The sequence below is a fragment of the Sphingomonas segetis genome (assembly GCF_009720245.1).
Classification (GTDB): Bacteria; Pseudomonadota; Alphaproteobacteria; order Sphingomonadales; family Sphingomonadaceae; genus Sphingomicrobium; species Sphingomicrobium segetis.
In genome coordinates this window covers 1-17,093 of record NZ_WJSQ01000047.1, presented here as the reverse complement: position 1 = coordinate 17,093, position 17,093 = coordinate 1, and the positions used below count along the sequence as shown (strand labels likewise).

The window sequence follows — 17,093 nt, the reverse complement described above, 5'->3', positions numbered from 1 at the left end:
CGCGTCCCCCGCGCGGGCCACGACCCTGCGGATGCTGCGGAGGTGGCGCTTGCTGCGTCTGCGGTTGCGCTGCGACGCCGGCGTCGGCCGGCACTTCGGTCTGCGCCTGCTCGGCACCTCCCTGAGTCACTTCGGGCGTTTCAGTCTCTTGCACCATTTAGAACTCCAATCCGCCTTCGCGGGCAGCGTCGGCGAGGGCCTTCACCCGGCCATGGAAGAGGAAGCCGCCGCGGTCGAACACGACCTGGCTGACTCCGGCCTTCTTCGCGCGCTCAGCGAGCGCCTTGCCGACGGCAGCGGCACCATCCTTTGTCGCGCCGGTCTTGCCCTTGAGATCCTTGTCGAGGGTCGAGGCCGCTGCGACGGTCTTGCCCGCTGCATCGTCGATGACCTGCGCGTAGATGTGCCGACCCGAACGGTGGACCGACAGGCGCGGCTTGGCGGCGCCACGCGCGCGCAGCGCGGTGCGCACACGACGGCGGCGGCGGTCGAAGAGGGAGAGATTCGCCATGGCTACTTCTTCTTGCCTTCTTTGCGGAAGATATACTCGCCGCGGTACTTGATGCCCTTGCCCTTGTAGGGCTCGGGCTTGCGCCAGCGGCGGATTTCGGCCGCGACCTGGCCGACCTTCTGGCTGTCGATGCCGCTGATCTCGACCGTGTTCTGGTCGGGAGTCTTGACGTCGATGCCCTCGGGGATCGGGAAGTTCACGTCGTGGCTGTAGCCGAGCTGGAGCCGCAGGTTCCTGCCCTGCGCCTGCGCGCGGTAGCCGACGCCGCTGATCTCGAGCACCTTGGTGAAGCCCTCGGTCACACCGGTGACGAGGTTCTGCACCAACGTGCGCTGCATGCCCCAGGCGGCGCGGTTGCGCTGCGCGTCCATCAGCGGTGTGACCCGGATTTCGCCCTCGGCGATCTCATATTGGACGAGATCGTCGAGCAACTGCATCGCAAGTTGCCCCTTGGGCCCCTTCACGGTCAGCGTGCCGCTCTCGACGGCGGCGGTAACGCCGCTCGGAAGAGCGATCGGTTTTTTTCCAATTCGGGACATCAGAATACCTCCGCCAGCACTTCGCCGCCGACATTCTGATCGCGCGCTTCGGCATCCGAGAGCACACCGCGAGGGGTCGACACGATCACCGTGCCGAGGCCGTTGCGGATGCGCGGAAGCTCGCGCGCAGCCGAATAGACGCGGCGCCCCGGCTTCGACACGCGCGCCAGGTGCTGGATCGCAGGCTGGCCCTCGAAATATTTTAGCTCGATCCGCAGGCCCTTCTGGCCAGCGAGCTCTTCCTCGGTGTAGCCGCGGATGTAGCCTTCACGCTGAAGCACGTCGAGGACGTGGCTGCGCAGCTTCGACGCCGGCGTCAGGATCGAATCCTTCTTCGCCTGCTGGCCATTGCGGATGCGGGTGAGCATGTCACCCAGAGGATCGGTCATCGGCATCGGTGATCCTCCTACCAGCTCGACTTGGTGACGCCGGGGATCAGGCCCTTGTTGGCCAGCTCCCGCAGCATGATCCGCGACAGGCGGAACTTGCGGTAATAAGCGCGCGAACGCCCGGTCAGCTCGCAGCGGTTGCGAACCCGCGTCGGGTTCGCGTTGCGCGGCAGCTCGGCCATTTTCAGGCGCGCGATGAGACGCTCGGTCTCGTCCTTCGACTCGTCGTTCGCGATCGCTTTCAGCTTCGCGTACTTCGCCGCATGCTGCTGGACGAGCTTCTTGCGCCGCTCGTTCTTGTTGATCGAACTCAGTTTCGCCATGACTTAAGTTCTTCTCCTATGGGGAGCCCGCTTACGCGGCCTCCCGCTGCTCCTCTGCGGGGAAGGGGAAGTTGAACAGGCGCAGCAACTCGCGCGCCTCCTCATCCGTCTTCGCCGTGGTGGTTACGATGACGTCCATCCCGCGGACCTTGTCGATCTGATCGTAATTGATCTCGGGAAAGATGATCTGCTCCTTGAGGCCGAGCGCGTAATTGCCCCGACCGTCGAACGAGCGCGGATTGAGCCCGCGGAAGTCGCGGACGCGCGGAAGCGCGATCGTGACCAGCCGGTCGAGGAACTCGTACATGCGGTCGCGGCGCAGGGTGACCTTGCAGCCGATCGGCATGCCTTCGCGCAGCTTGAACTGGGCGATCGACTTCTTCGCCTTGGTAATCACCGGCTTCTGGCCGGCGATCCGCTCCATCTCGGCGGCCGCGGTCTCGACGCGCTTCTTGTCCTGGGTCGCCTCGCCGACGCCCATGTTGATGACGATCTTGTCGAGCCTGGGCACCTCGAGCTTGTTCTTGTAGCCGAACCGCTCGATCATCGCCGGGACGATGCGCTCGTCATAGTCGCGCTTCAGGCGCGGCTTGTAATCCGCGGCCTTCGAGGCCTTTTCGGCCTTCCCGGCTTTCTCCGCCGCTTCCGGCTTCACGGCCTTCTCGGGCTTCTGTGCGGTCACGGGCGTCTCCGCCTCGTCGACCTTGTTCTCGTTGTCAGCCATGGATCAGATCTCCGGTCTTGGCCGCGACGCGGACCTTCTTGCCGTCGCGCACCTCGAAACGGACGCGGCTCGGCTTGCCGTCGGCGGTCGCGATCGCGACGTTCGAGACATGCAGCGGCGCTTCCTTGCGCTCGATCCCGCCCTGCGGGTTGGTTTGCGACGGCTTGCGATGGCGCGCGTGGACGTTGATGCCCGACACGACCACCTTGCCTTCCTTGGGCAGCGCACGGACGACTTCGCCGGTACGGCCCTTGTCCTTGCCGGCGAGGACGACGACGCGGTCGCCCTTCTTGATCTTCTGCGCGGCCATTACAGCACCTCCGGCGCAAGACTGATGATCTTCATGTGCTTCCTGGCGCGAAGCTCGCGCACCACGGGGCCGAAGATACGGGTGCCGATCGGCTCCTCGTTCTTGTTGACCAGCACGGCGGCGTTCGAATCGAAGCGGATCACCGAACCGTCGGGACGGCGGATGTCCTTGGCGGTGCGCACGATCACCGCGCGGTGAACGTCGCCCTTCTTCACACGGCCGCGCGGCGCCGCTTCCTTGACGGAAACGACGATGATGTCGCCGACGCCCGCGGTGCGGCGCTTGGACCCGCCCAGCACCTTGATGCACTGGACGCGCTTGGCCCCGCTGTTGTCCGCGACGTCCAGGTTGGACTGCATCTGGATCATTGTTCGACCCTATCCTCTTTTCAAATCTACTCAGGCGTCCGCTTCGGCGACGTCTTCGGCCTTGGCCTTGCCGCCAGAACCCTTTGCGCCCTTCGATGCCTTAGCCGGCTTCTCGGCCGTATCCTTGGTCTCGGGCTCCGGCGATCCGAACGTCTCGGGCTCGGCGATGTCGACGCTCCCGACCTGCGCGGTGCCGATCCGGTCGACGACCGTCCACGTCTTGAGCTTCGAGACCGGGGCGCATTCCTCGATGCGCACGATCTCGCCGACGTGGAACCCATTGGCCGCGTCGTGGGCGTGATACTTCTTCGACCGCTTGATGATCTTGCCGTAAAGCGGGTGCTTCACCCGCCGCTCGACACGGACCACGACCGTCTTGTCACCCTTGTCGGAGACCACGGTGCCGGTGAGGACGCGCTTTGGCATCTTACATATTCTCCTTACGCCTTGGCGGCCTGCGCCCGGGCGCGTTCGTGCTGCAGCGTCTTGATGCGCGCGATGGTGCGGCGCACTTCCTTGACACGGCTCGGCTTTTCGAGCTGGTTGGTCGCCGACTGGAAGCGCAGGTTGAACTGCTCGCGCTTCAGCTCGCCGAGCTGCTGCTGGAGCTGGTCGTCGGTCCTCAGCTTGAGATCGTCGATCGCAGGCATCTTATTTTTCCTCTCCGGCCAGCGTCTCGCCGAGGCGGGCCACGACCTTCGTCTTGATCGGCAGCTTTTCGGCCGCGCGCTCGAACGCCGTCTTGGCGAGGTAGCCAGGGACGCCGTCGAGCTCGAACAGGATCCGGCCCGGCTTGACCCGGGCGACCCAGAACTCGGGCGAGCCCTTGCCCGAGCCCATGCGGACTTCGGCCGGCTTCGAGCTCACCGGCACATCCGGGAACACGCGGATCCAGAGGCGCCCGGTACGCTTGATGTGGCGGGTGATCGCGCGGCGAGCCGCCTCGATCTGGCGCGCGGTGATCCGCTCCGGCTCCATCGCCTTGAGGCCGAAGGCGCCGAAGTTGAGCTCGGTCCCGCCCTTGGCGTTGCCGTGGATCCGGCCCTTGAAGGCCTTGCGGAATTTGGTGCGCTTGGGTTGCAGCATGTCTTTTGTCCTTCGCGCTTACCGGTTGCCGCGCTCTTCGCGCGCCGGCCGGACGCCGGAGGTCTGGGCCTCCATCATCAGCCGGTCCTGGGCGAGCGGGTCGTGACCCAGGATCTCGCCCTTGAAGACCCACACTTTCACCCCGCAGACGCCGTAGGCGGTGTGCGCCTCGGCCTCGGCATAATCGACGTTGCCGCGCAGCGTGTGCAGCGGAACCCGGCCCTCGCGATACCATTCGGTGCGCGCGATCTCGGCGCCTCCGAGACGGCCGGCGCAGGTGATCCTGATGCCCTCGGCGCCGAGGCGAAGCGCCGACTGCACAGCGCGCTTCATCGCGCGGCGGAAAGCGATGCGGCGCTCGAGCTGGTCGGCGACGCCCTGGGCGACGAGCTTGGCGTCGATCTCGGGCTTGCGTATCTCGACGATGTTGAGGCTCACCTCCGAGCTCGTCATTTTCTGAAGCTCCTTCTTGAGCTTCTCAATGTCCGCGCCCTTCTTGCCGATGATGACGCCGGGCCGCGCCGCATAAATCGAGATGCGGCAGATCTTGGCCGGACGCTCGATCACCACCTTCGAGATCGCCGCCTGCGGCAGCTTCTCGAGAATGGTGCGGCGGATCTTGAGATCCTCGAGCAGCAGCCGTCCGTAGTCCTGGCCTTCCGCGAACCAGCGGCTGTCCCAGGTACGGTTGATCTGCAGGCGCAGCCCGACAGGAGAGGATTTCTGACCCATTTAAGCTTCTTCCTGCTCGCGAACGACGACGCGGATGCGGCTGAACGGCTTGACGATGCGGCTCGAGCGACCGCGCGCACGAGTCGCGAAGCGCTTCATCGAGATCGACTTGCCGACGCTCGCCTCCGCGACGACCAGCGCGTCGACGTCGAGGTTGTGGTTGTTCTCCGCATTGGCGACCGCCGAAGCGAGCACCTTGTAAACATCCTCGCTCATCCCCTTCGGGCTGAACTTGAGGATGTTGAGCGCTTCCTCGACCTTGCGGCCGCGGATCAGCTGCGCGACCAGGTTGAGCTTGCGCGCCGAACCGCGGATCGTGTTGCCGACGGCGAGCGCTTCCTTGTCGCTCACCTTGCGGGGTGCAACTGCCTTGCCCATCAGCGCTTGCCCTTCTTGTCGGAGGCGTGGCCGTGGAACGTGCGCGTCGGCGCGAACTCGCCGAGCTTCATGCCCACCATTTCCTCGTTGACCGACACCGGCACGAACTTGCGGCCGTTGTAGACATTGAACGTCAGGCCGACGAACTGCGGCAGGATCGTCGAGCGACGCGACCAGGTCTTGATCGGCGCTCGGCCACCCTTGTCCTGTGCGCCTTCGGCCTTCTTCAGCAGCGAAAGCTCGACGAACGGACCTTTCCAGACGGAACGGGCCATGGATTAACCCTTCTTCTTCGCGTGACGCGACCGGATGATGAACTTGTCGGTCGCTTTGTTGTGACGGGTGCGGGCACCCTTGGTCGGCTTGCCCCAGGGGGTAACCGGATGACGGCCGCCCGAAGTCCGGCCCTCACCGCCGCCGTGCGGGTGGTCGACCGGGTTCTTGGCGACGCCGCGGGTGAGCGGACGCTTGCCCATCCAGCGCGTGCGGCCGGCCTTGGCCAGCGTCTGGTTCTGGTTGTCCGGGTTCGACACGGCGCCAATGGTGGCCATGCAATCCGAGCGGACGTAGCGCTGCTCGCCTGAATTGAGCCTGACGATGACCATCCCGCGGTCGCGCCCGACGACCTGGACATAGGTTCCGGCGGCGCGCGCGATCTGGCCGCCCTTGCCGGGCTTGAGCTCGACATTGTGGACGATGGTGCCGACCGGCATTTGGCCGATCTCCATCGCATTGCCAGGCTTCACGTCGACCTTCTTGCCCGCGATCACCTTGTCGCCCGGCGCAAGCCGCTGCGGCGCGATGATATAGGCCTGCTCGCCGCCCTCGTAGGTGACGAGGGCGATGAACGCCGAGCGGTTCGGATCGTACTCGAGACGCTCGACCGTCGCCGGCACGTCCCACGTGCGGCGCTTGAAGTCGATCACGCGGTACTTCTGCTTGTGGCCGCCGGCGATCCCGCGCGAGGTCACATGCCCCTTGTTGTTGCGGCCGCCGGTCTTGCGCTTGCCTTCGGTCAACGCCTTGACCGGCTTGCCCTTCCAGAGCGACGACTTGTCGACCAGGATCAGACCGCGGCGGGCCGGAGAGGTCGGCTTGTATTGCTTCAGAGCCATGACTTAGATCCCGCTCGTCACGTCGATGGTCTGGCCCGCGGCCAGGGTCACGATCGCTTTCTTCATGTCGGAGCGCTGGTAGGGCTTGCCCTTCCACCGCTTGGTCTTCCCCTTGGTAACGATCGTGTTCACGCCCACGACCTTGACGTTGAACAACGCCTCGATCGCAGCCTTGATCTCGGGCTTGCTCGCGGTCGGGGCGACCTTGAACACCACCGCGTTCGCCTCCGACAGCATCGTCGATTTCTCGGTAATGTGGGGCGCGAGCACGATGTCGTAATGGCGCGCGTCGGGCGCGGCTTGCGGCTTCCTAGCCATTGAAGCGGTCCTCCAGCTTCTCGACCGCGGCGCGGGTCAGGACCAGCGTCTCGTGGCGCATGATGTCGTAAACATTGGCCCCGACCGCCGGCATCAGGTTGATGCTCTCGAGGTTCGAGGAGGCGCGGGCGAAGCCGACGTTGAGCGCGTCGCCGTCGATAACCAGCGCGGTCTTGCCGAAGCCGAGCTTGCCGAGTTGCTCCCTGAGCGTCTTGGTCTTCCCCTCGGCGACGTCGAGATTGTCGATGACCAGCAAGTTGCCGTCCTTCGCCTTCGCCGACAGCGCCATCTTGAGGCCGAGAACGCGGATCTTCTTGTTGAGCGACGGATTGAAGTCGCGCACGCGCGGGCCGTGGGCCTTGCCGCCGCCGATGAAGATCGGGGCGCGGCGGTCGCCGTGCCGAGCCGTGCCTCCGCCCTTCTGCCGGCCGAACTTCTTGCCGGTGCGCGCGACTTCCGAGCGCTCGCGAGCAGCGCGGGCTGTGCCGCGGCGCTTTTCGAGCTGCCAGGTGACGACGCGGTGGAGGATGTCGGCGCGCGGCTCTACGGCGAAAATCTCGTCGTTGAGCTCGATGTCCCCGCCTGCCTTGGCGTCGAGGGTCTGTACCTTGACCTTCATCTTAGCCTTCCTTGCCTTCGTCGGCGTCGGGGGCAGGCTTGATGCTGTCCTCGGCCGCGCCGGCCTTTTTATTTTGCGCAGCCTGGGCCGCATCGGCGGCTTCGGCTTCCGCCGCATCGGCAGCAGCTGCATCGGCGGCCGCGCCGGCTTCCTGCTCGGCGGCGATCGCGGCGACTTCATCGTCGCCCGGAAGCGCCGGAATCTCGTGCACCGCGGCCTCATCGACCAGGCCGGCGACCGGAGCTTCGGTTTCGTCGACCGGCTTGTCCTTCGACACGATCCCCGCCGGATAAGGCGCGGTGTCGTGGCGCGGCAGCTTGATCGCGTCGCTGACGGTCAGCCAGCCGCCCTTGTGCCCGGGCACCGAACCCTTGACGAACAGCAGGCCGCGGACCGGGTCGGTGCGGACGATTTCGAGGTTCTGCTGGGTGCGATTGCGAGCGCCCATGTGGCCCGCCATCTTCTTGTTCTTGAACACGCGGCCCGGGTCCTGGCGGTTGCCGGTCGACCCGTGCGAACGGTGCGAGACCGAAACACCGTGGGTCGCCCGCAGGCCGCCGAAATTCCAGCGCTTCATCGCGCCGGCGAAGCCCTTGCCCTGGGTCACGCCGGCAACGTCGACCAGCTGCCCGGCGACGAAATGCTCGGCGCTGATGCGCGCGCCGACGTCGAGCAGCGCGTCTTCGGCGACGCGGAACTCGACGACCTTGGCCTTGGGCTCGACTTCGGCCTTGCCGAACGCGGCGCGCTGCGGCTTGGCGACGTTCTTTGCCTTGGCCTTGCCTGCGCCGAGCTGAACGGCGGTGTAGCCGTCGCGGTCCATTTCACGGCGGCCGACGACCTGCAGCTCCTCGAGCTGCAGGACGGTGACCGGCACGTGCCGACCGTCCGCCTGGAACAGGCGGGTCATTCCGACCTTCTTCGCGATCACGCCGGTGCGCATGACCAAACTCCTCACACAGAGGCACGTGGGGACATTCCCGCGTGCGTGCAGCCCATCCAAATATTTGCGTGCCCCGCCTGGGCTAGTGCTCCTTGAAGGAAGGAGCGGCGGGGACGCAGCCCGGAGCCAGCCTCCGGCGGTATCGCCCTATCGTCGCGGGCCCCTAAGCCCGCGCTGGCCGGTTACGCCAGTTTGATCTCCACGTCGACGCCGGCTGCGAGATCGAGCTTCATCAGCGCGTCGACCGTCTGCGGCGTCGGCTGCACGATATCGAGCAGCCGCTTGTAAGTCCGGACCTCGAACTGCTCGCGCGACTTCTTGTCGACGTGCGGCGAGCGGTTGACGGTGAACTTCTCGATGCGCGTCGGGAGGGGAATGGGACCGCGGATGAGTGCACCCGTCCGGCGCGCCGTATCGGCGATGTCGCCAGTCGCCTGGTCGAGCACTCGATGATCGAACGCTTTCAGGCGAATCCGGATATTCTGCGTTTCCATGTCCCTACCGATGCGAAAGAGCCGCCGAGCTGTTGCCAGCCCGAAAACAAAGAGGCCACACCCGTTTGACCCCGGTTTCCCGGACGGACGACCTCAGCTTGAATGTTGGTGACGGTGACGAATCCCCGTCGGTGGAGGCGCCTCTACAGAGGACGGGGTGTGAGATCAACCCCTGTGCGTCGGGTTTGGTGCGACGCACCCCCGCTCGTGCTACAAAAGGACCGATAACAAGGAGGGGCCGATGAAACAGGTCTTACTACTTTCTGCCGCAGGACTACTGCTGCCGGCGTGCCAGGCAAGCCATAGGCCCGACAACGGCACGCCCGAAGCTAATGGCGCCGCTGCGGTCGATATTGGCGCGGAGGAGCAGGCAATCCGCGGACAGGTCGACCGCTGGGCTCAGCTCGTCAAAGCGAAGGACGCCGCGGGGATCGCAAAGCTCTACACCGACGATGGAGCGGTAATGCCGCCCAACGGACCGATCGCCAAAGGTCCGGCGGCGATCGAGAAGACTTGGGCATCGATGATGCAGACGCCGGGGTTCGATTTGACCTTCACGCCCGAACAGATCGTCGTGTCATCTTCAGGCGACATGGCGCTCGATCGCGGGACGTACAGCCTGAAGGCGGCCCCGAAGGGCACTGCGCAGACCGACACCGGCAAATATGTAGTCGTGTGGCGCAAGATAGCCGGCGAGTGGAAAGCCGCAGCCGACATCTTCAATAGCGATCTTCCTGCGAGCGGCGGCTGAAGCAGGCGCCAGCGCAGCAATGAAAAGGCCCGGCGCTTCGGGTAAAGCACCGGGCCCTTGTTCATCCAGCGCCCGAAGGCGCGAGACTTACTTGCTGATATTGGCGACGACGCCGGCGCCGACGGTGCGGCCGCCTTCGCGGATCGCGAAGCGCAGGCCCTGGTCCATCGCGATCGGGGCGATCAGCTTGACGCCCAGGTTCACGTTGTCGCCCGGCATCACCATCTCGGTGCCCTCGGGGAGCACGACCTCGCCGGTGACGTCGGTCGTCCGGAAGTAGAACTGCGGACGGTAGTTGGCGAAGAACGGCGTGTGACGGCCGCCCTCGTCCTTCGACAGGACGTAGACCTCGGCGGAAAAGTCCGTGTGCGGCGTGATCGAGCCGGGCTTGGCCAGGACCTGGCCGCGCTCGACGTCCTCACGACCGATGCCGCGCAGAAGGGCACCGATGTTGTCGCCGGCCTGACCCTGGTCGAGCAGCTTGCGGAACATCTCGACGCCCGTGACGACGGTCTTCTGGGTGTCCTTGATGCCGACGATCTCGACTTCCTCGCCGACCTTGACGATGCCCTGCTCGACGCGGCCGGTGACGACCGTGCCGCGGCCCGAGATCGAGAACACGTCCTCGATCGGCATCAGGAACGGCTTGTCGAGCGGACGCTCCGGGGTCGGGATCCAGTCGTCGACCGCTTCCATCAGCTTGAGGATCGCGTCGTGGCCGATCTCCTTGTTGCTGTCCTCGAGCGCGGCGAGCGCCGAACCCGAGACGATCGGAATGTTGTCGCCGTCGAAGTCGCGCTTGGACAGCTCCTCGCGGATTTCGAGCTCGACCAGCTCGAGCAGCTCGGGGTCGTCGACCTGGTCGACCTTGTTGAGGAACACGACCATGGTCGGAACGCCGACCTGCTTGGCGAGCAGGATGTGCTCCTTGGTCTGCGGCATCGGGCCGTCGGCGGCCGACACGACCAGGATCGCGCCGTCCATCTGGGCAGCGCCGGTGATCATGTTCTTCACATAGTCGGCGTGGCCCGGGCAATCGACGTGCGCATAGTGGCGCTTGGCCGTCTCATATTCGACGTGCGCGGTCGAAATGGTGATTCCGCGCTCGCGCTCCTCGGGAGCTTTGTCGATGTTCGCGTAATCGGTGTAGGTGGCGCCGCCCGTCTCAGCCAGCACCTTGGTGATCGCCGCCGTCAGCGACGTCTTGCCATGGTCGACGTGACCGATGGTGCCGATGTTCACGTGCGGCTTATTCCGCTCGAATTTAGCCTTCGCCATTTTAACGCCTCTTCTATTGAAAGGAATTCGGGCGGCCCGCCCTCTTCGCGGACGCGCCCATAACTACAAATTCGCGCTTATGCCAGCTTCGCCTTCACCTCGTCGGCGACGTTCTGCGGCACTTCGTCATAGTGCGAGAACTGCATCGTGTACTGTGCGCGGCCCTGGGTGAAGGAACGCAGCTGGTTCACGTAGCCGAACATGTTGGCCAGCGGCACGATCGCCTCCACCACCTGCGCGTTGCCGCGGCTGTCGGTGCCCTGGATCTGGCCGCGCCGGCTGTTGATGTCGCCGATCACGTCGCCGAGATAATCCTCGGGTGTCACGACCTCGACCTTCATGATCGGCTCGAGCAGCTTGATGCCGGCCTTTTGGGCCGCTTCCCGCATGGCCCCGCGCGCGCAAATCTCGAACGCGAGCGCCGAAGAGTCGACGTCGTGATACTTGCCATCGACGAGGTGGACTTCGAAGTCGATGATCGGAAAGCCGATCAGCGAGCCCGTCTCCGCGGTCTCGCGCAGCCCCTTCTCGACGGACGGAATATATTCCTTGGGGACGTTGCCGCCCTTGATCTCGTCGAAAAACTGGAAGCCCGATCCGCGTTCGGCTGGGATCACGTTGATCTTGATCTCACCGAACTGACCCGAGCCGCCCGACTGCTTCTTGTGGGTGTAGGTCAGATCCACCGGCTTCGCGAGATATTCGCGATAGGCGACCTGCGGAGCGCCGACATTGGCCTCGACCTTGAACTCGCGCTTCATGCGATCGACCAGGATCTCGAGGTGGAGCTCGCCCATCCCCTTGATGATCGTCTGGCCCGATTCATGGTCGGTGGTGACCCGGAAGCTCGGGTCTTCGCGCGCCAGCCGATTGAGCGCGACGCCCATCTTCTCCTGGTCGGCCTTGGTCTTGGGCTCGACCGCGACCTCGATGACCGGATCCGGAAATTCCATCCGTTCGAGGATGATCGGCGCGTTGGATGCGCACAGCGTATCGCCGGTGGTCGTGTCCTTGAGACCGGCCAGCGCGACGATGTCCCCGGCATAGGCAACCTGGATGTCCTCGCGGTCGTTGGCATGCATCAGCAGCATGCGTCCGACCTTTTCCTTTTTATCCTTGACCGAGTTCATGACCTGCGAGGCAGTCTCGAGCTTGCCCGAATAGATACGCGCGAAGGTCAGCGTGCCGACGAACGGGTCGTTCATGATCTTGAACGCAAGCGCCGAGAACGGTGCGTCGTCGGAAGGCGCCCGGGTTTCGACGGCCTCGCTGTCGAGCTTGTGGCCTTCGACCGGCGGGATATCGAGCGGGCTCGGAAGATAGTCGACGATCGCGTCGAGCAGCGGCTGGACGCCCTTGTTCTTGAACGCCGAGCCACACAGCACCGGAACGAACGAGAAGTTTAGAGTGCCCTTGCGGATCAGCTTCTTGAGCGTCGCCGTGTCCGGCTCCTTGCCCTCGAGATAGGCCTCCATGACGTCGTCGTCCTGCTCGACGGCCATCTCGATCAGCTCCTGGCGGGCAGCAGCCGCGGCGTCGGCAAGCTCGGCCGGAATCTCTTCGTAGACGAACTTGGCACCGAGGCTCTCCTCGAGCCAGACGATCGCGCGGTTCTCGACCAGGTCGACGAGGCCCTTGAACGAGCTTTCGATTCCGATCGGCAGGTAAAGCACCGCCGGGCGCGCGCCGAGGCGATCCTTGATCATCCCGACGCACATGTCGAAATTCGCGCCGGTGCGGTCGAGCTTGTTGACGAAGCACATCCGCGGCACCTTGTACTTCTCGGCCTGCCGCCAGACGGTTTCCGACTGCGGCTCGACCCCGGCAACGCCGTCGAAGCAGGCGACCGCGCCGTCGAGCACGCGAAGCGAGCGCTCGACCTCGATGGTGAAGTCGACGTGGCCCGGCGTGTCGATGATGTTGATCCGGTGCTCGGGGCCGTCGCCCGCCGACCAGAAGCAGGTGGTCGCCGCCGACGTGATGGTGATCCCGCGCTCCTGCTCCTGCTCCATCCAGTCCATCGTCGCGGTGCCCTCGTGGACTTCGCCGATCTTGTAGGACTTGCCGGTGTAATAAAGGATGCGCTCGGTCGTCGTCGTCTTGCCGGCGTCGATATGCGCCATGATGCCGATGTTGCGATAGCGTTCGAGCGGATGGCTGCGGGCCATTTCAATTCTTCCTTGGCGATGTGGGGGGCCGCTCAGCAGCGGCTCGCCACGATATAGGTATGAGCTTTTACCAGCGGTAGTGGCTGAAAGCGCGATTCGCTTCGGCCATGCGGTGCGTGTCCTCGCGCTTCTTCACGGCATTGCCGCGGTTCTGCGACGCGTCCATCAGCTCGCCCGACAGGCGGCCCGACATGGTCTTCTCCGACCGCGCCCGCGCCGCCGAGATCAGCCAGCGGATGGCGAGCGCCTGGGCGCGCTCCGGACGGACCTCGACCGGCACCTGGTAGGTCGCGCCGCCGACGCGGCGGCTGCGGACCTCGATGCCCGGCTTCACATTGTTGAGCGCGTCGTGGAACACGCGCAAAGGCTCGACCTTCATGCGTGTTTCGACATTGTCGAGCGCACCGTAGACGATCCCTTCGGCGACCGACTTCTTGCCGTCGAGCATCACCGAATTCATGAACTTGGAGAGAACCAGATCGCCGAACTTGGGATCGGGCAGGATTTCGCGCTTCTCGGGGCGGCGACGACGAGACATTGGACGTTTCCTTTCTCTTCAGCTGGTCCGGGACTTGAACCTGCCCGGGGCTTACTCTCGTGGATTATTTCGGGCGCTTCGCGCCGTACTTCGAGCGGGACTGCCTGCGGTCCTTGACGCCCTGGGTGTCGAGCACGCCGCGGAGCACGTGATAGCGCACGCCCGGAAGATCGCGCACACGGCCGCCGCGGATCAGCACGACGCTGTGCTCCTGGAGGTTGTGGCCCTCGCCGGGGATGTAGCTGATCACTTCGCGCTGGTTGGTCAGGCGGACCTTGGCCACCTTGCGAAGCGCCGAGTTCGGCTTCTTCGGGGTCGTCGTATAAACGCGGGTGCAGACTCCGCGCTTCTGCGGGTTCTGCTCCATCGCAGGGACCTTAGACTTGGCCTTCTGCGGTTCGCGACCCTTGCGGATCAGCTGGTTGATCGTCGGCATGAAGCCCTTCACCTTTCCTCGGGTCCCACGAAAGTAGTACTTTCGTGGGTGCCCTCATTGCGGGAAGTCCCCGCGGTTACTTTGCTCAACAGAAAAAGCGCGGAGCCGAAGCAGCCTGAAGGCCCGCCTGGCGACGCGCGTGTTGAGCAATGTTCAGCTCTTTGCCCGCTGGAACGTCGGTTTCACCAACCCTGCGGACGGGCGGCGACATAGCGGCGGCACCCCCACCCGTCAACGGGTCGGGTTGCGGCATTTATGCGATGCTGATGCGCCATTTATGCCGCACCGGACGCACGATGAAGCGACGAACGCGCTCCACGAAACGACGGACGGACACCGTCGAAAGCGCCGGGCATCCGGTCGAAACCAACGCACGGCGGGCCGGCTTAGAGACATAGTATCAGCGCTCCTCAAGAGTGGAGTAGTCCGATGGTTAAGTTTCTTGCGACGACAGCCGGTCTGGGTTTGCTCTTCGTGTCCACCGCGGCCGCAGCGGCTCCGGCCAGCAAGCAGGCCAAACCCGCCGAGCGCCAATATTGCATCACGTTCAGCGGCGACACCGGGTCGCACCTCAAGCGGACCGAGTGCCGGACAAAATCGCAATGGAAGCAGCTCGGCGTCGATGTCGACGAGCTGATCTAGAACTAAAGGCTCTGCGCCCGCCGTGCGGTTGCCGCTTCGGCACCGAGTCGGCCGGGCCTGAGCGAGCGCAGGCCGTCGAATTGCCCAAAGCCGCTCTGGTGCCTGCGGCGCAGGACCCCGGCGATCGGCCCCGCGCGGCACATGCCTTAATTCAATGCACCAAATCTGCGCTCAACATGAGATTCAATTCATTTGTATAACGAAAGCTGAGGACCCACCTTGGAACGGTCGCGGAGAGGCGGCCGAAATCCGAAACTCCGCCGGAAGGAGTTCGGACATGAATTGGCACCGCCCAACCGATTATCATAATAGCCGCAGCTACGGTGACACGCCGCCAAAGGCCGTCGCTCCCGGTCCGATGTTGACCATCGCCTGGCTGATCGACGTGACTCGACGGATACTCGACAGACTGTTGACCCCCGGCCGCCGCCCATCCGAAACGATGGTGCTCAGGCGCGGCGACAGCCACGGCTTCACCCTGCTTGGCGGCTCGATTGCGCAGCATGCGGCGCCCGAAAGCGCCTGCGCCTTTCCCGAGCTGGACGGTGCCGCGGCTCGCCAGCGCTCGACTCAGCGCGCATCTTCGCCGGAGCATGCGCGTGAGCCGGCGAACGACCTTTCGTCGCAATTCGGGGACCGATGAGATGCCCGCCAGCACAGCTCCGAATCCGGTAAAGCGGACGACCCATGAGCCCGACCCGCCGGCGATCGATCCCGATGAGGAAGCACTCGAGCAATGGGCGGACGAAGGCGGCGCAATTGCCCCGCCTCCCGTGGCGCATCCGCGGCCATGACGGGCAAGGCACATCAGGCGATGTTCGCAACCGAGTCCGCAAGCGCCGGCCTGAACGCGGTCCGCGCACTCGAACGGCGCCGGATCGAGGCCACCCGGACCAACGACGTTGCTGCCCTTGCGCCGCTGCTCCACGACCAGCTGATCTACGTCAACAGCGCCGGCGAGATGTACGACAAGAAGCGCTATCTCCACGGAATTGGCGCCCATGCGCTGACCTACGACAAGGATTTCGACGTCCGCGAGACCCACGCGCGCGCCCTCGATGACCTGGTCGTGCTCGCCGGGATCATGCTCGGCCACTCGCGCCTCGATGGCGAGCAGCAGGTGTTTCATTTTCCGTGCATCGGCGTGTGGCGGAAGGAAGCGGGCGAGTGGCAGATGATCGCCTGGCAATCCTCATCCGGCAGCGTCGGATTTTGAACCGAAATGGCGCCTCGCGCCGGATGGCCGCCGGGCCCGCCGTCCGCGCCCGCAACGTCGCACTGAAGCGCGCCTATTCGCCTGCCGCCGCCGACGACGGACAGCGGGTGCTCGTCGACCGTTTGTGGCCACGCGGCGTGAGCAAGGCGGAAGCCGCCCTCGACGAGTGGCTGAAGGACATCGCGCCGAGCGCCGCGCTGCGAAAATGGTTCGGCCACGATCCGGCGCGCTGGGACGAGTTCCGCCGCCGCTATCGCGACGAACTGAAGGAACAGCGACCGCTGCTTCGCGAACTGCGCCGGCGAGCCCGGGAGGGACGGATTACGCTCGTCTATGGCGCAAAGGACGAGGCGCACAACGAAGCCGTCGTGCTGAGGAACGTCATTCTCGGCCGACGGGGACACCGAAGGAGCACGACATGACCGAAGAACTTTATCCCAACCCGACGCGCGAACTCTCGCGCATGCGCCGCGATCTTGCTCCCGGCACCGCGGCGGCGTTCCACGACTTCAGCCAGGCCGTGTTCGCCGAAGGCGCGCTCTCGACCAAGACCAAGAACATCATTGCCGTGGCCGTCGCCCACGTCACGCAATGCCCGTACTGCATCAAGGGCCATACGCGCGCGGCGCTGCGCGAAGGCGCTTCCAACGCCGAGCTGATGGAGGCGATCTGGGTCGCGGCTGAGATGCGCGCAGGCGCAGCCTTCGCCCATTCGGTGATGGCGCTCGCCGAGATGGACGATGGGGCTGACCCCGAGGTCGACAACGATCGGGCCCCGGCGCTCGCAGGCGTGGATCACAGTGCCCACTGAGTCCGATCGTGCATGCGAGGTGGTCGCGATATTCCATGCCGCCGACCATCTCGAGAATGCGATCGATGAGCTGCTGAGTTCGGGCTTCGACCGCGCCGAACTCAGCCTGCTCGCCAGCGCAGACTCGGTCGCCGAAAAGCTCCACGACCGTTACCGGCGCGTCGAGGAAATGGCCGACGATCCCGACGTTCCGCGGGCGTCCTTCGTCTCGACCGCCGCGATCGGCGACGCCGAAGGTGCGCTGATCGGAGGGCTCGCCTATGTCGGGGCGACCGTCGCGGCCGGGGCTGCGGTCGTCGCTGGCGGCCCCCTCGCCGCGACGATCGCCGCCGCTGTGGTCGCCGGCGGTGCCGGAGGGCTGATCGGTTCCGTCCTGGCGCGCTGGGTCGGCCGCCACCATGCCA

At 65.2% G+C, this 17,093-nt stretch carries 28 protein-coding genes and 2 pseudogenes; 8 read left to right on the top strand and 22 right to left on the bottom strand.

Annotated elements, in window-relative coordinates:
- Positions 1-157: 157 nt before the first annotated feature.
- The 18 genes and pseudogenes from rplR to rpsJ form a co-directional block, all read right to left on the bottom strand.
- Entirely contained in the window at positions 158-511 is a 354-nt protein-coding gene (gene rplR / locus GH737_RS06640; RefSeq protein WP_155264065.1) for a 50S ribosomal protein L18, read from the bottom strand.
- A gap of 2 nt (positions 512-513) precedes the next feature.
- Positions 514-1,050 carry a 50S ribosomal protein L6 gene (gene rplF, locus GH737_RS06635; protein WP_155264064.1) on the bottom strand — a complete coding sequence of 179 codons (537 nt, stop codon included), beginning with the start codon at positions 1,048-1,050 and terminating at the stop codon, positions 514-516.
- A complete protein-coding gene (gene rpsH / locus GH737_RS06630; protein WP_155264063.1) occupies positions 1,050-1,445 on the bottom strand; it encodes a 30S ribosomal protein S8 in 396 nt (131 codons plus the stop codon). The genes rplF and rpsH overlap by 1 nt, the downstream gene beginning before the upstream one ends.
- Positions 1,446-1,456: 11 nt before the next feature.
- Positions 1,457-1,762, bottom strand: coding sequence for a 30S ribosomal protein S14 (rpsN, locus tag GH737_RS06625; protein WP_155264062.1), 306 nt, complete (start codon positions 1,760-1,762; stop codon positions 1,457-1,459).
- Between the two features lie 31 nt (positions 1,763-1,793).
- The gene (rplE, locus tag GH737_RS06620) at positions 1,794-2,486 is read right to left on the bottom strand and encodes a 50S ribosomal protein L5 (RefSeq protein WP_155264061.1); all 693 of its coding nucleotides are present in this window, start codon (positions 2,484-2,486) and stop codon (positions 1,794-1,796) included.
- A complete protein-coding gene (gene rplX, locus GH737_RS06615) occupies positions 2,479-2,796 on the bottom strand; it encodes a 50S ribosomal protein L24 (protein WP_155264060.1) in 318 nt (105 codons plus the stop codon). The genes rplE and rplX overlap by 8 nt, the downstream gene beginning before the upstream one ends.
- Complete coding sequence (gene rplN / locus GH737_RS06610) at positions 2,796-3,164, bottom strand: 50S ribosomal protein L14 (protein WP_028969193.1); 369 nt, start codon at positions 3,162-3,164, stop codon at positions 2,796-2,798. Before rplN ends, rplX begins: the two co-directional genes overlap by 1 nt.
- 189 nt (positions 3,165-3,353) lie before the next feature.
- Positions 3,354-3,590: pseudogene (gene rpsQ, locus GH737_RS15755) on the bottom strand (30S ribosomal protein S17); the annotation flags it as partial.
- A gap of 14 nt (positions 3,591-3,604) precedes the next feature.
- Positions 3,605-3,814 (bottom strand): 50S ribosomal protein L29, encoded by a 210-nt coding sequence (gene rpmC, locus GH737_RS06600; protein WP_155264058.1) that lies wholly within the window; start codon positions 3,812-3,814, stop codon positions 3,605-3,607.
- 1 nt (position 3,815) lies between these two features.
- Positions 3,816-4,250: a 50S ribosomal protein L16 gene (gene rplP, locus GH737_RS06595; protein ID WP_155264057.1), complete on the bottom strand. Its 435-nt coding sequence runs from the start codon at positions 4,248-4,250 to the stop codon at positions 3,816-3,818.
- A gap of 18 nt (positions 4,251-4,268) precedes the next feature.
- A complete protein-coding gene (gene rpsC, locus GH737_RS06590; protein ID WP_155264056.1) occupies positions 4,269-4,982 on the bottom strand; it encodes a 30S ribosomal protein S3 in 714 nt (237 codons plus the stop codon).
- Entirely contained in the window at positions 4,983-5,360 is a 378-nt protein-coding gene (gene rplV / locus GH737_RS06585) for a 50S ribosomal protein L22 (protein ID WP_155264055.1), read from the bottom strand.
- Positions 5,360-5,635, bottom strand: a complete 276-nt coding sequence (gene rpsS, locus GH737_RS06580) for a 30S ribosomal protein S19 (protein WP_155264054.1) — start codon at positions 5,633-5,635, stop codon at positions 5,360-5,362. The genes rplV and rpsS overlap by 1 nt, the downstream gene beginning before the upstream one ends.
- Before the next feature lie 3 nt (positions 5,636-5,638).
- Entirely contained in the window at positions 5,639-6,475 is an 837-nt protein-coding gene (gene rplB / locus GH737_RS06575) for a 50S ribosomal protein L2 (protein WP_155264053.1), read from the bottom strand.
- Between the two features lie 3 nt (positions 6,476-6,478).
- On the bottom strand, positions 6,479-6,793 hold the full coding sequence (locus GH737_RS06570) for a 50S ribosomal protein L23 (protein ID WP_155264052.1): 315 nt from the start codon (positions 6,791-6,793) through the stop codon (positions 6,479-6,481).
- Positions 6,786-7,412, bottom strand: coding sequence for a 50S ribosomal protein L4 (gene rplD / locus GH737_RS06565; protein WP_155264051.1), 627 nt, complete (start codon positions 7,410-7,412; stop codon positions 6,786-6,788). Before rplD ends, GH737_RS06570 begins: the two co-directional genes overlap by 8 nt.
- Before the next feature lie 232 nt (positions 7,413-7,644).
- Positions 7,645-8,355 (bottom strand): annotated as a pseudogene (gene rplC, locus GH737_RS06560) (50S ribosomal protein L3); the annotation flags it as partial.
- 182 nt (positions 8,356-8,537) lie between these two features.
- Positions 8,538-8,849, bottom strand: coding sequence for a 30S ribosomal protein S10 (gene rpsJ, locus GH737_RS06555; protein ID WP_028969184.1), 312 nt, complete (start codon positions 8,847-8,849; stop codon positions 8,538-8,540).
- 241 nt (positions 8,850-9,090) lie between these two features.
- Here rpsJ and GH737_RS06550 point away from each other — a divergent pair, with 241 nt between their 5' ends.
- On the top strand, positions 9,091-9,600 hold the full coding sequence (locus GH737_RS06550; protein ID WP_155264049.1) for a YybH family protein: 510 nt from the start codon (positions 9,091-9,093) through the stop codon (positions 9,598-9,600).
- An 87-nt stretch (positions 9,601-9,687) separates the two neighbouring features.
- Here GH737_RS06550 and tuf read toward each other — a convergent pair whose 3' ends face one another.
- From tuf to rpsL, 4 genes are all read right to left on the bottom strand, one after another.
- Positions 9,688-10,878, bottom strand: coding sequence for an elongation factor Tu (tuf, locus tag GH737_RS06545; RefSeq protein WP_155264048.1), 1,191 nt, complete (start codon positions 10,876-10,878; stop codon positions 9,688-9,690).
- A gap of 77 nt (positions 10,879-10,955) precedes the next feature.
- A complete protein-coding gene (fusA, locus tag GH737_RS06540) occupies positions 10,956-13,046 on the bottom strand; it encodes an elongation factor G (RefSeq protein ID WP_155264047.1) in 2,091 nt (696 codons plus the stop codon).
- Between the two features lie 67 nt (positions 13,047-13,113).
- Positions 13,114-13,584: a 30S ribosomal protein S7 gene (gene rpsG / locus GH737_RS06535; RefSeq protein WP_155264046.1), complete on the bottom strand. Its 471-nt coding sequence runs from the start codon at positions 13,582-13,584 to the stop codon at positions 13,114-13,116.
- Positions 13,585-13,648: 64 nt separating this feature from the next.
- Complete coding sequence (gene rpsL, locus GH737_RS06530) at positions 13,649-14,020, bottom strand: 30S ribosomal protein S12 (protein ID WP_028969180.1); 372 nt, start codon at positions 14,018-14,020, stop codon at positions 13,649-13,651.
- Positions 14,021-14,449: 429 nt separating this feature from the next.
- Between rpsL and GH737_RS06525 the strand changes: the two genes are divergently transcribed.
- The 7 genes from GH737_RS06525 to GH737_RS06500 all read left to right on the top strand — a co-directional run.
- Positions 14,450-14,662 carry a hypothetical protein gene (locus GH737_RS06525; protein WP_155264045.1) on the top strand — a complete coding sequence of 71 codons (213 nt, stop codon included), beginning with the start codon at positions 14,450-14,452 and terminating at the stop codon, positions 14,660-14,662.
- 277 nt (positions 14,663-14,939) lie between these two features.
- Positions 14,940-15,305: a hypothetical protein gene (locus GH737_RS06520; protein WP_155264044.1), complete on the top strand. Its 366-nt coding sequence runs from the start codon at positions 14,940-14,942 to the stop codon at positions 15,303-15,305.
- A 1-nt stretch (position 15,306) separates the two neighbouring features.
- Complete coding sequence (locus GH737_RS15185) at positions 15,307-15,456, top strand: hypothetical protein (RefSeq protein WP_196233019.1); 150 nt, start codon at positions 15,307-15,309, stop codon at positions 15,454-15,456.
- Complete coding sequence (locus tag GH737_RS06515) at positions 15,453-15,878, top strand: nuclear transport factor 2 family protein (RefSeq protein ID WP_196233018.1); 426 nt, start codon at positions 15,453-15,455, stop codon at positions 15,876-15,878. Before GH737_RS15185 ends, GH737_RS06515 begins: the two co-directional genes overlap by 4 nt.
- Positions 15,879-15,901: 23 nt before the next feature.
- Positions 15,902-16,300, top strand: a complete 399-nt coding sequence (locus GH737_RS06510; protein WP_155264042.1) for a DUF488 domain-containing protein — start codon at positions 15,902-15,904, stop codon at positions 16,298-16,300.
- Positions 16,297-16,689 carry a carboxymuconolactone decarboxylase family protein gene (locus GH737_RS06505; protein WP_155264041.1) on the top strand — a complete coding sequence of 131 codons (393 nt, stop codon included), beginning with the start codon at positions 16,297-16,299 and terminating at the stop codon, positions 16,687-16,689. Before GH737_RS06510 ends, GH737_RS06505 begins: the two co-directional genes overlap by 4 nt.
- A 19-nt stretch (positions 16,690-16,708) precedes the next feature.
- On the top strand, positions 16,709-17,093 hold a 385-nt coding region (locus tag GH737_RS06500), incomplete at its 3' end, for a hypothetical protein (RefSeq protein WP_196233017.1).

Excerpts from the sequence above, each read along its gene's own strand:
- rplR (WP_155264065.1), bottom strand. The coding sequence starts at position 511 with ATGGCGAATCTCTCCCTCTTCGACCGCCGCCGCCGTCGTGTGCGCACC.
- rplF (WP_155264064.1), bottom strand. The coding sequence starts at position 1,050 with ATGTCCCGAATTGGAAAAAAACCGATCGCTCTTCCGAGCGGCGTTACC.
- rpsH (WP_155264063.1), bottom strand. The coding sequence starts at position 1,445 with ATGCCGATGACCGATCCTCTGGGTGACATGCTCACCCGCATCCGCAAT.
- rpsN (WP_155264062.1), bottom strand. The coding sequence starts at position 1,762 with ATGGCGAAACTGAGTTCGATCAACAAGAACGAGCGGCGCAAGAAGCTC.
- rplE (WP_155264061.1), bottom strand. The coding sequence starts at position 2,486 with ATGGCTGACAACGAGAACAAGGTCGACGAGGCGGAGACGCCCGTGACC.
- rplX (WP_155264060.1), bottom strand. The coding sequence starts at position 2,796 with ATGGCCGCGCAGAAGATCAAGAAGGGCGACCGCGTCGTCGTCCTCGCC.
- rplN (WP_028969193.1), bottom strand. The coding sequence starts at position 3,164 with ATGATCCAGATGCAGTCCAACCTGGACGTCGCGGACAACAGCGGGGCC.
- rpmC (WP_155264058.1), bottom strand. The coding sequence starts at position 3,814 with ATGCCTGCGATCGACGATCTCAAGCTGAGGACCGACGACCAGCTCCAG.
- rplP (WP_155264057.1), bottom strand. The coding sequence starts at position 4,250 with ATGCTGCAACCCAAGCGCACCAAATTCCGCAAGGCCTTCAAGGGCCGG.
- rpsC (WP_155264056.1), bottom strand. The coding sequence starts at position 4,982 with ATGGGTCAGAAATCCTCTCCTGTCGGGCTGCGCCTGCAGATCAACCGT.
- rplV (WP_155264055.1), bottom strand. The coding sequence starts at position 5,360 with ATGGGCAAGGCAGTTGCACCCCGCAAGGTGAGCGACAAGGAAGCGCTC.
- rpsS (WP_155264054.1), bottom strand. The coding sequence starts at position 5,635 with ATGGCCCGTTCCGTCTGGAAAGGTCCGTTCGTCGAGCTTTCGCTGCTG.
- rplB (WP_155264053.1), bottom strand. The coding sequence starts at position 6,475 with ATGGCTCTGAAGCAATACAAGCCGACCTCTCCGGCCCGCCGCGGTCTG.
- GH737_RS06570 (WP_155264052.1), bottom strand. The coding sequence starts at position 6,793 with ATGGCTAGGAAGCCGCAAGCCGCGCCCGACGCGCGCCATTACGACATC.
- rplD (WP_155264051.1), bottom strand. The coding sequence starts at position 7,412 with ATGAAGGTCAAGGTACAGACCCTCGACGCCAAGGCAGGCGGGGACATC.
- rpsJ (WP_028969184.1), bottom strand. The coding sequence starts at position 8,849 with ATGGAAACGCAGAATATCCGGATTCGCCTGAAAGCGTTCGATCATCGA.
- GH737_RS06550 (WP_155264049.1), top strand. The coding sequence starts at position 9,091 with ATGAAACAGGTCTTACTACTTTCTGCCGCAGGACTACTGCTGCCGGCG.
- tuf (WP_155264048.1), bottom strand. The coding sequence starts at position 10,878 with ATGGCGAAGGCTAAATTCGAGCGGAATAAGCCGCACGTGAACATCGGC.
- fusA (WP_155264047.1), bottom strand. The coding sequence starts at position 13,046 with ATGGCCCGCAGCCATCCGCTCGAACGCTATCGCAACATCGGCATCATG.
- rpsG (WP_155264046.1), bottom strand. The coding sequence starts at position 13,584 with ATGTCTCGTCGTCGCCGCCCCGAGAAGCGCGAAATCCTGCCCGATCCC.
- rpsL (WP_028969180.1), bottom strand. The coding sequence starts at position 14,020 with ATGCCGACGATCAACCAGCTGATCCGCAAGGGTCGCGAACCGCAGAAG.
- GH737_RS06525 (WP_155264045.1), top strand. The coding sequence starts at position 14,450 with ATGGTTAAGTTTCTTGCGACGACAGCCGGTCTGGGTTTGCTCTTCGTG.
- GH737_RS06520 (WP_155264044.1), top strand. The coding sequence starts at position 14,940 with ATGAATTGGCACCGCCCAACCGATTATCATAATAGCCGCAGCTACGGT.
- GH737_RS15185 (WP_196233019.1), top strand. The coding sequence starts at position 15,307 with ATGCCCGCCAGCACAGCTCCGAATCCGGTAAAGCGGACGACCCATGAG.
- GH737_RS06515 (WP_196233018.1), top strand. The coding sequence starts at position 15,453 with ATGACGGGCAAGGCACATCAGGCGATGTTCGCAACCGAGTCCGCAAGC.
- GH737_RS06510 (WP_155264042.1), top strand. The coding sequence starts at position 15,902 with ATGGCCGCCGGGCCCGCCGTCCGCGCCCGCAACGTCGCACTGAAGCGC.
- GH737_RS06505 (WP_155264041.1), top strand. The coding sequence starts at position 16,297 with ATGACCGAAGAACTTTATCCCAACCCGACGCGCGAACTCTCGCGCATG.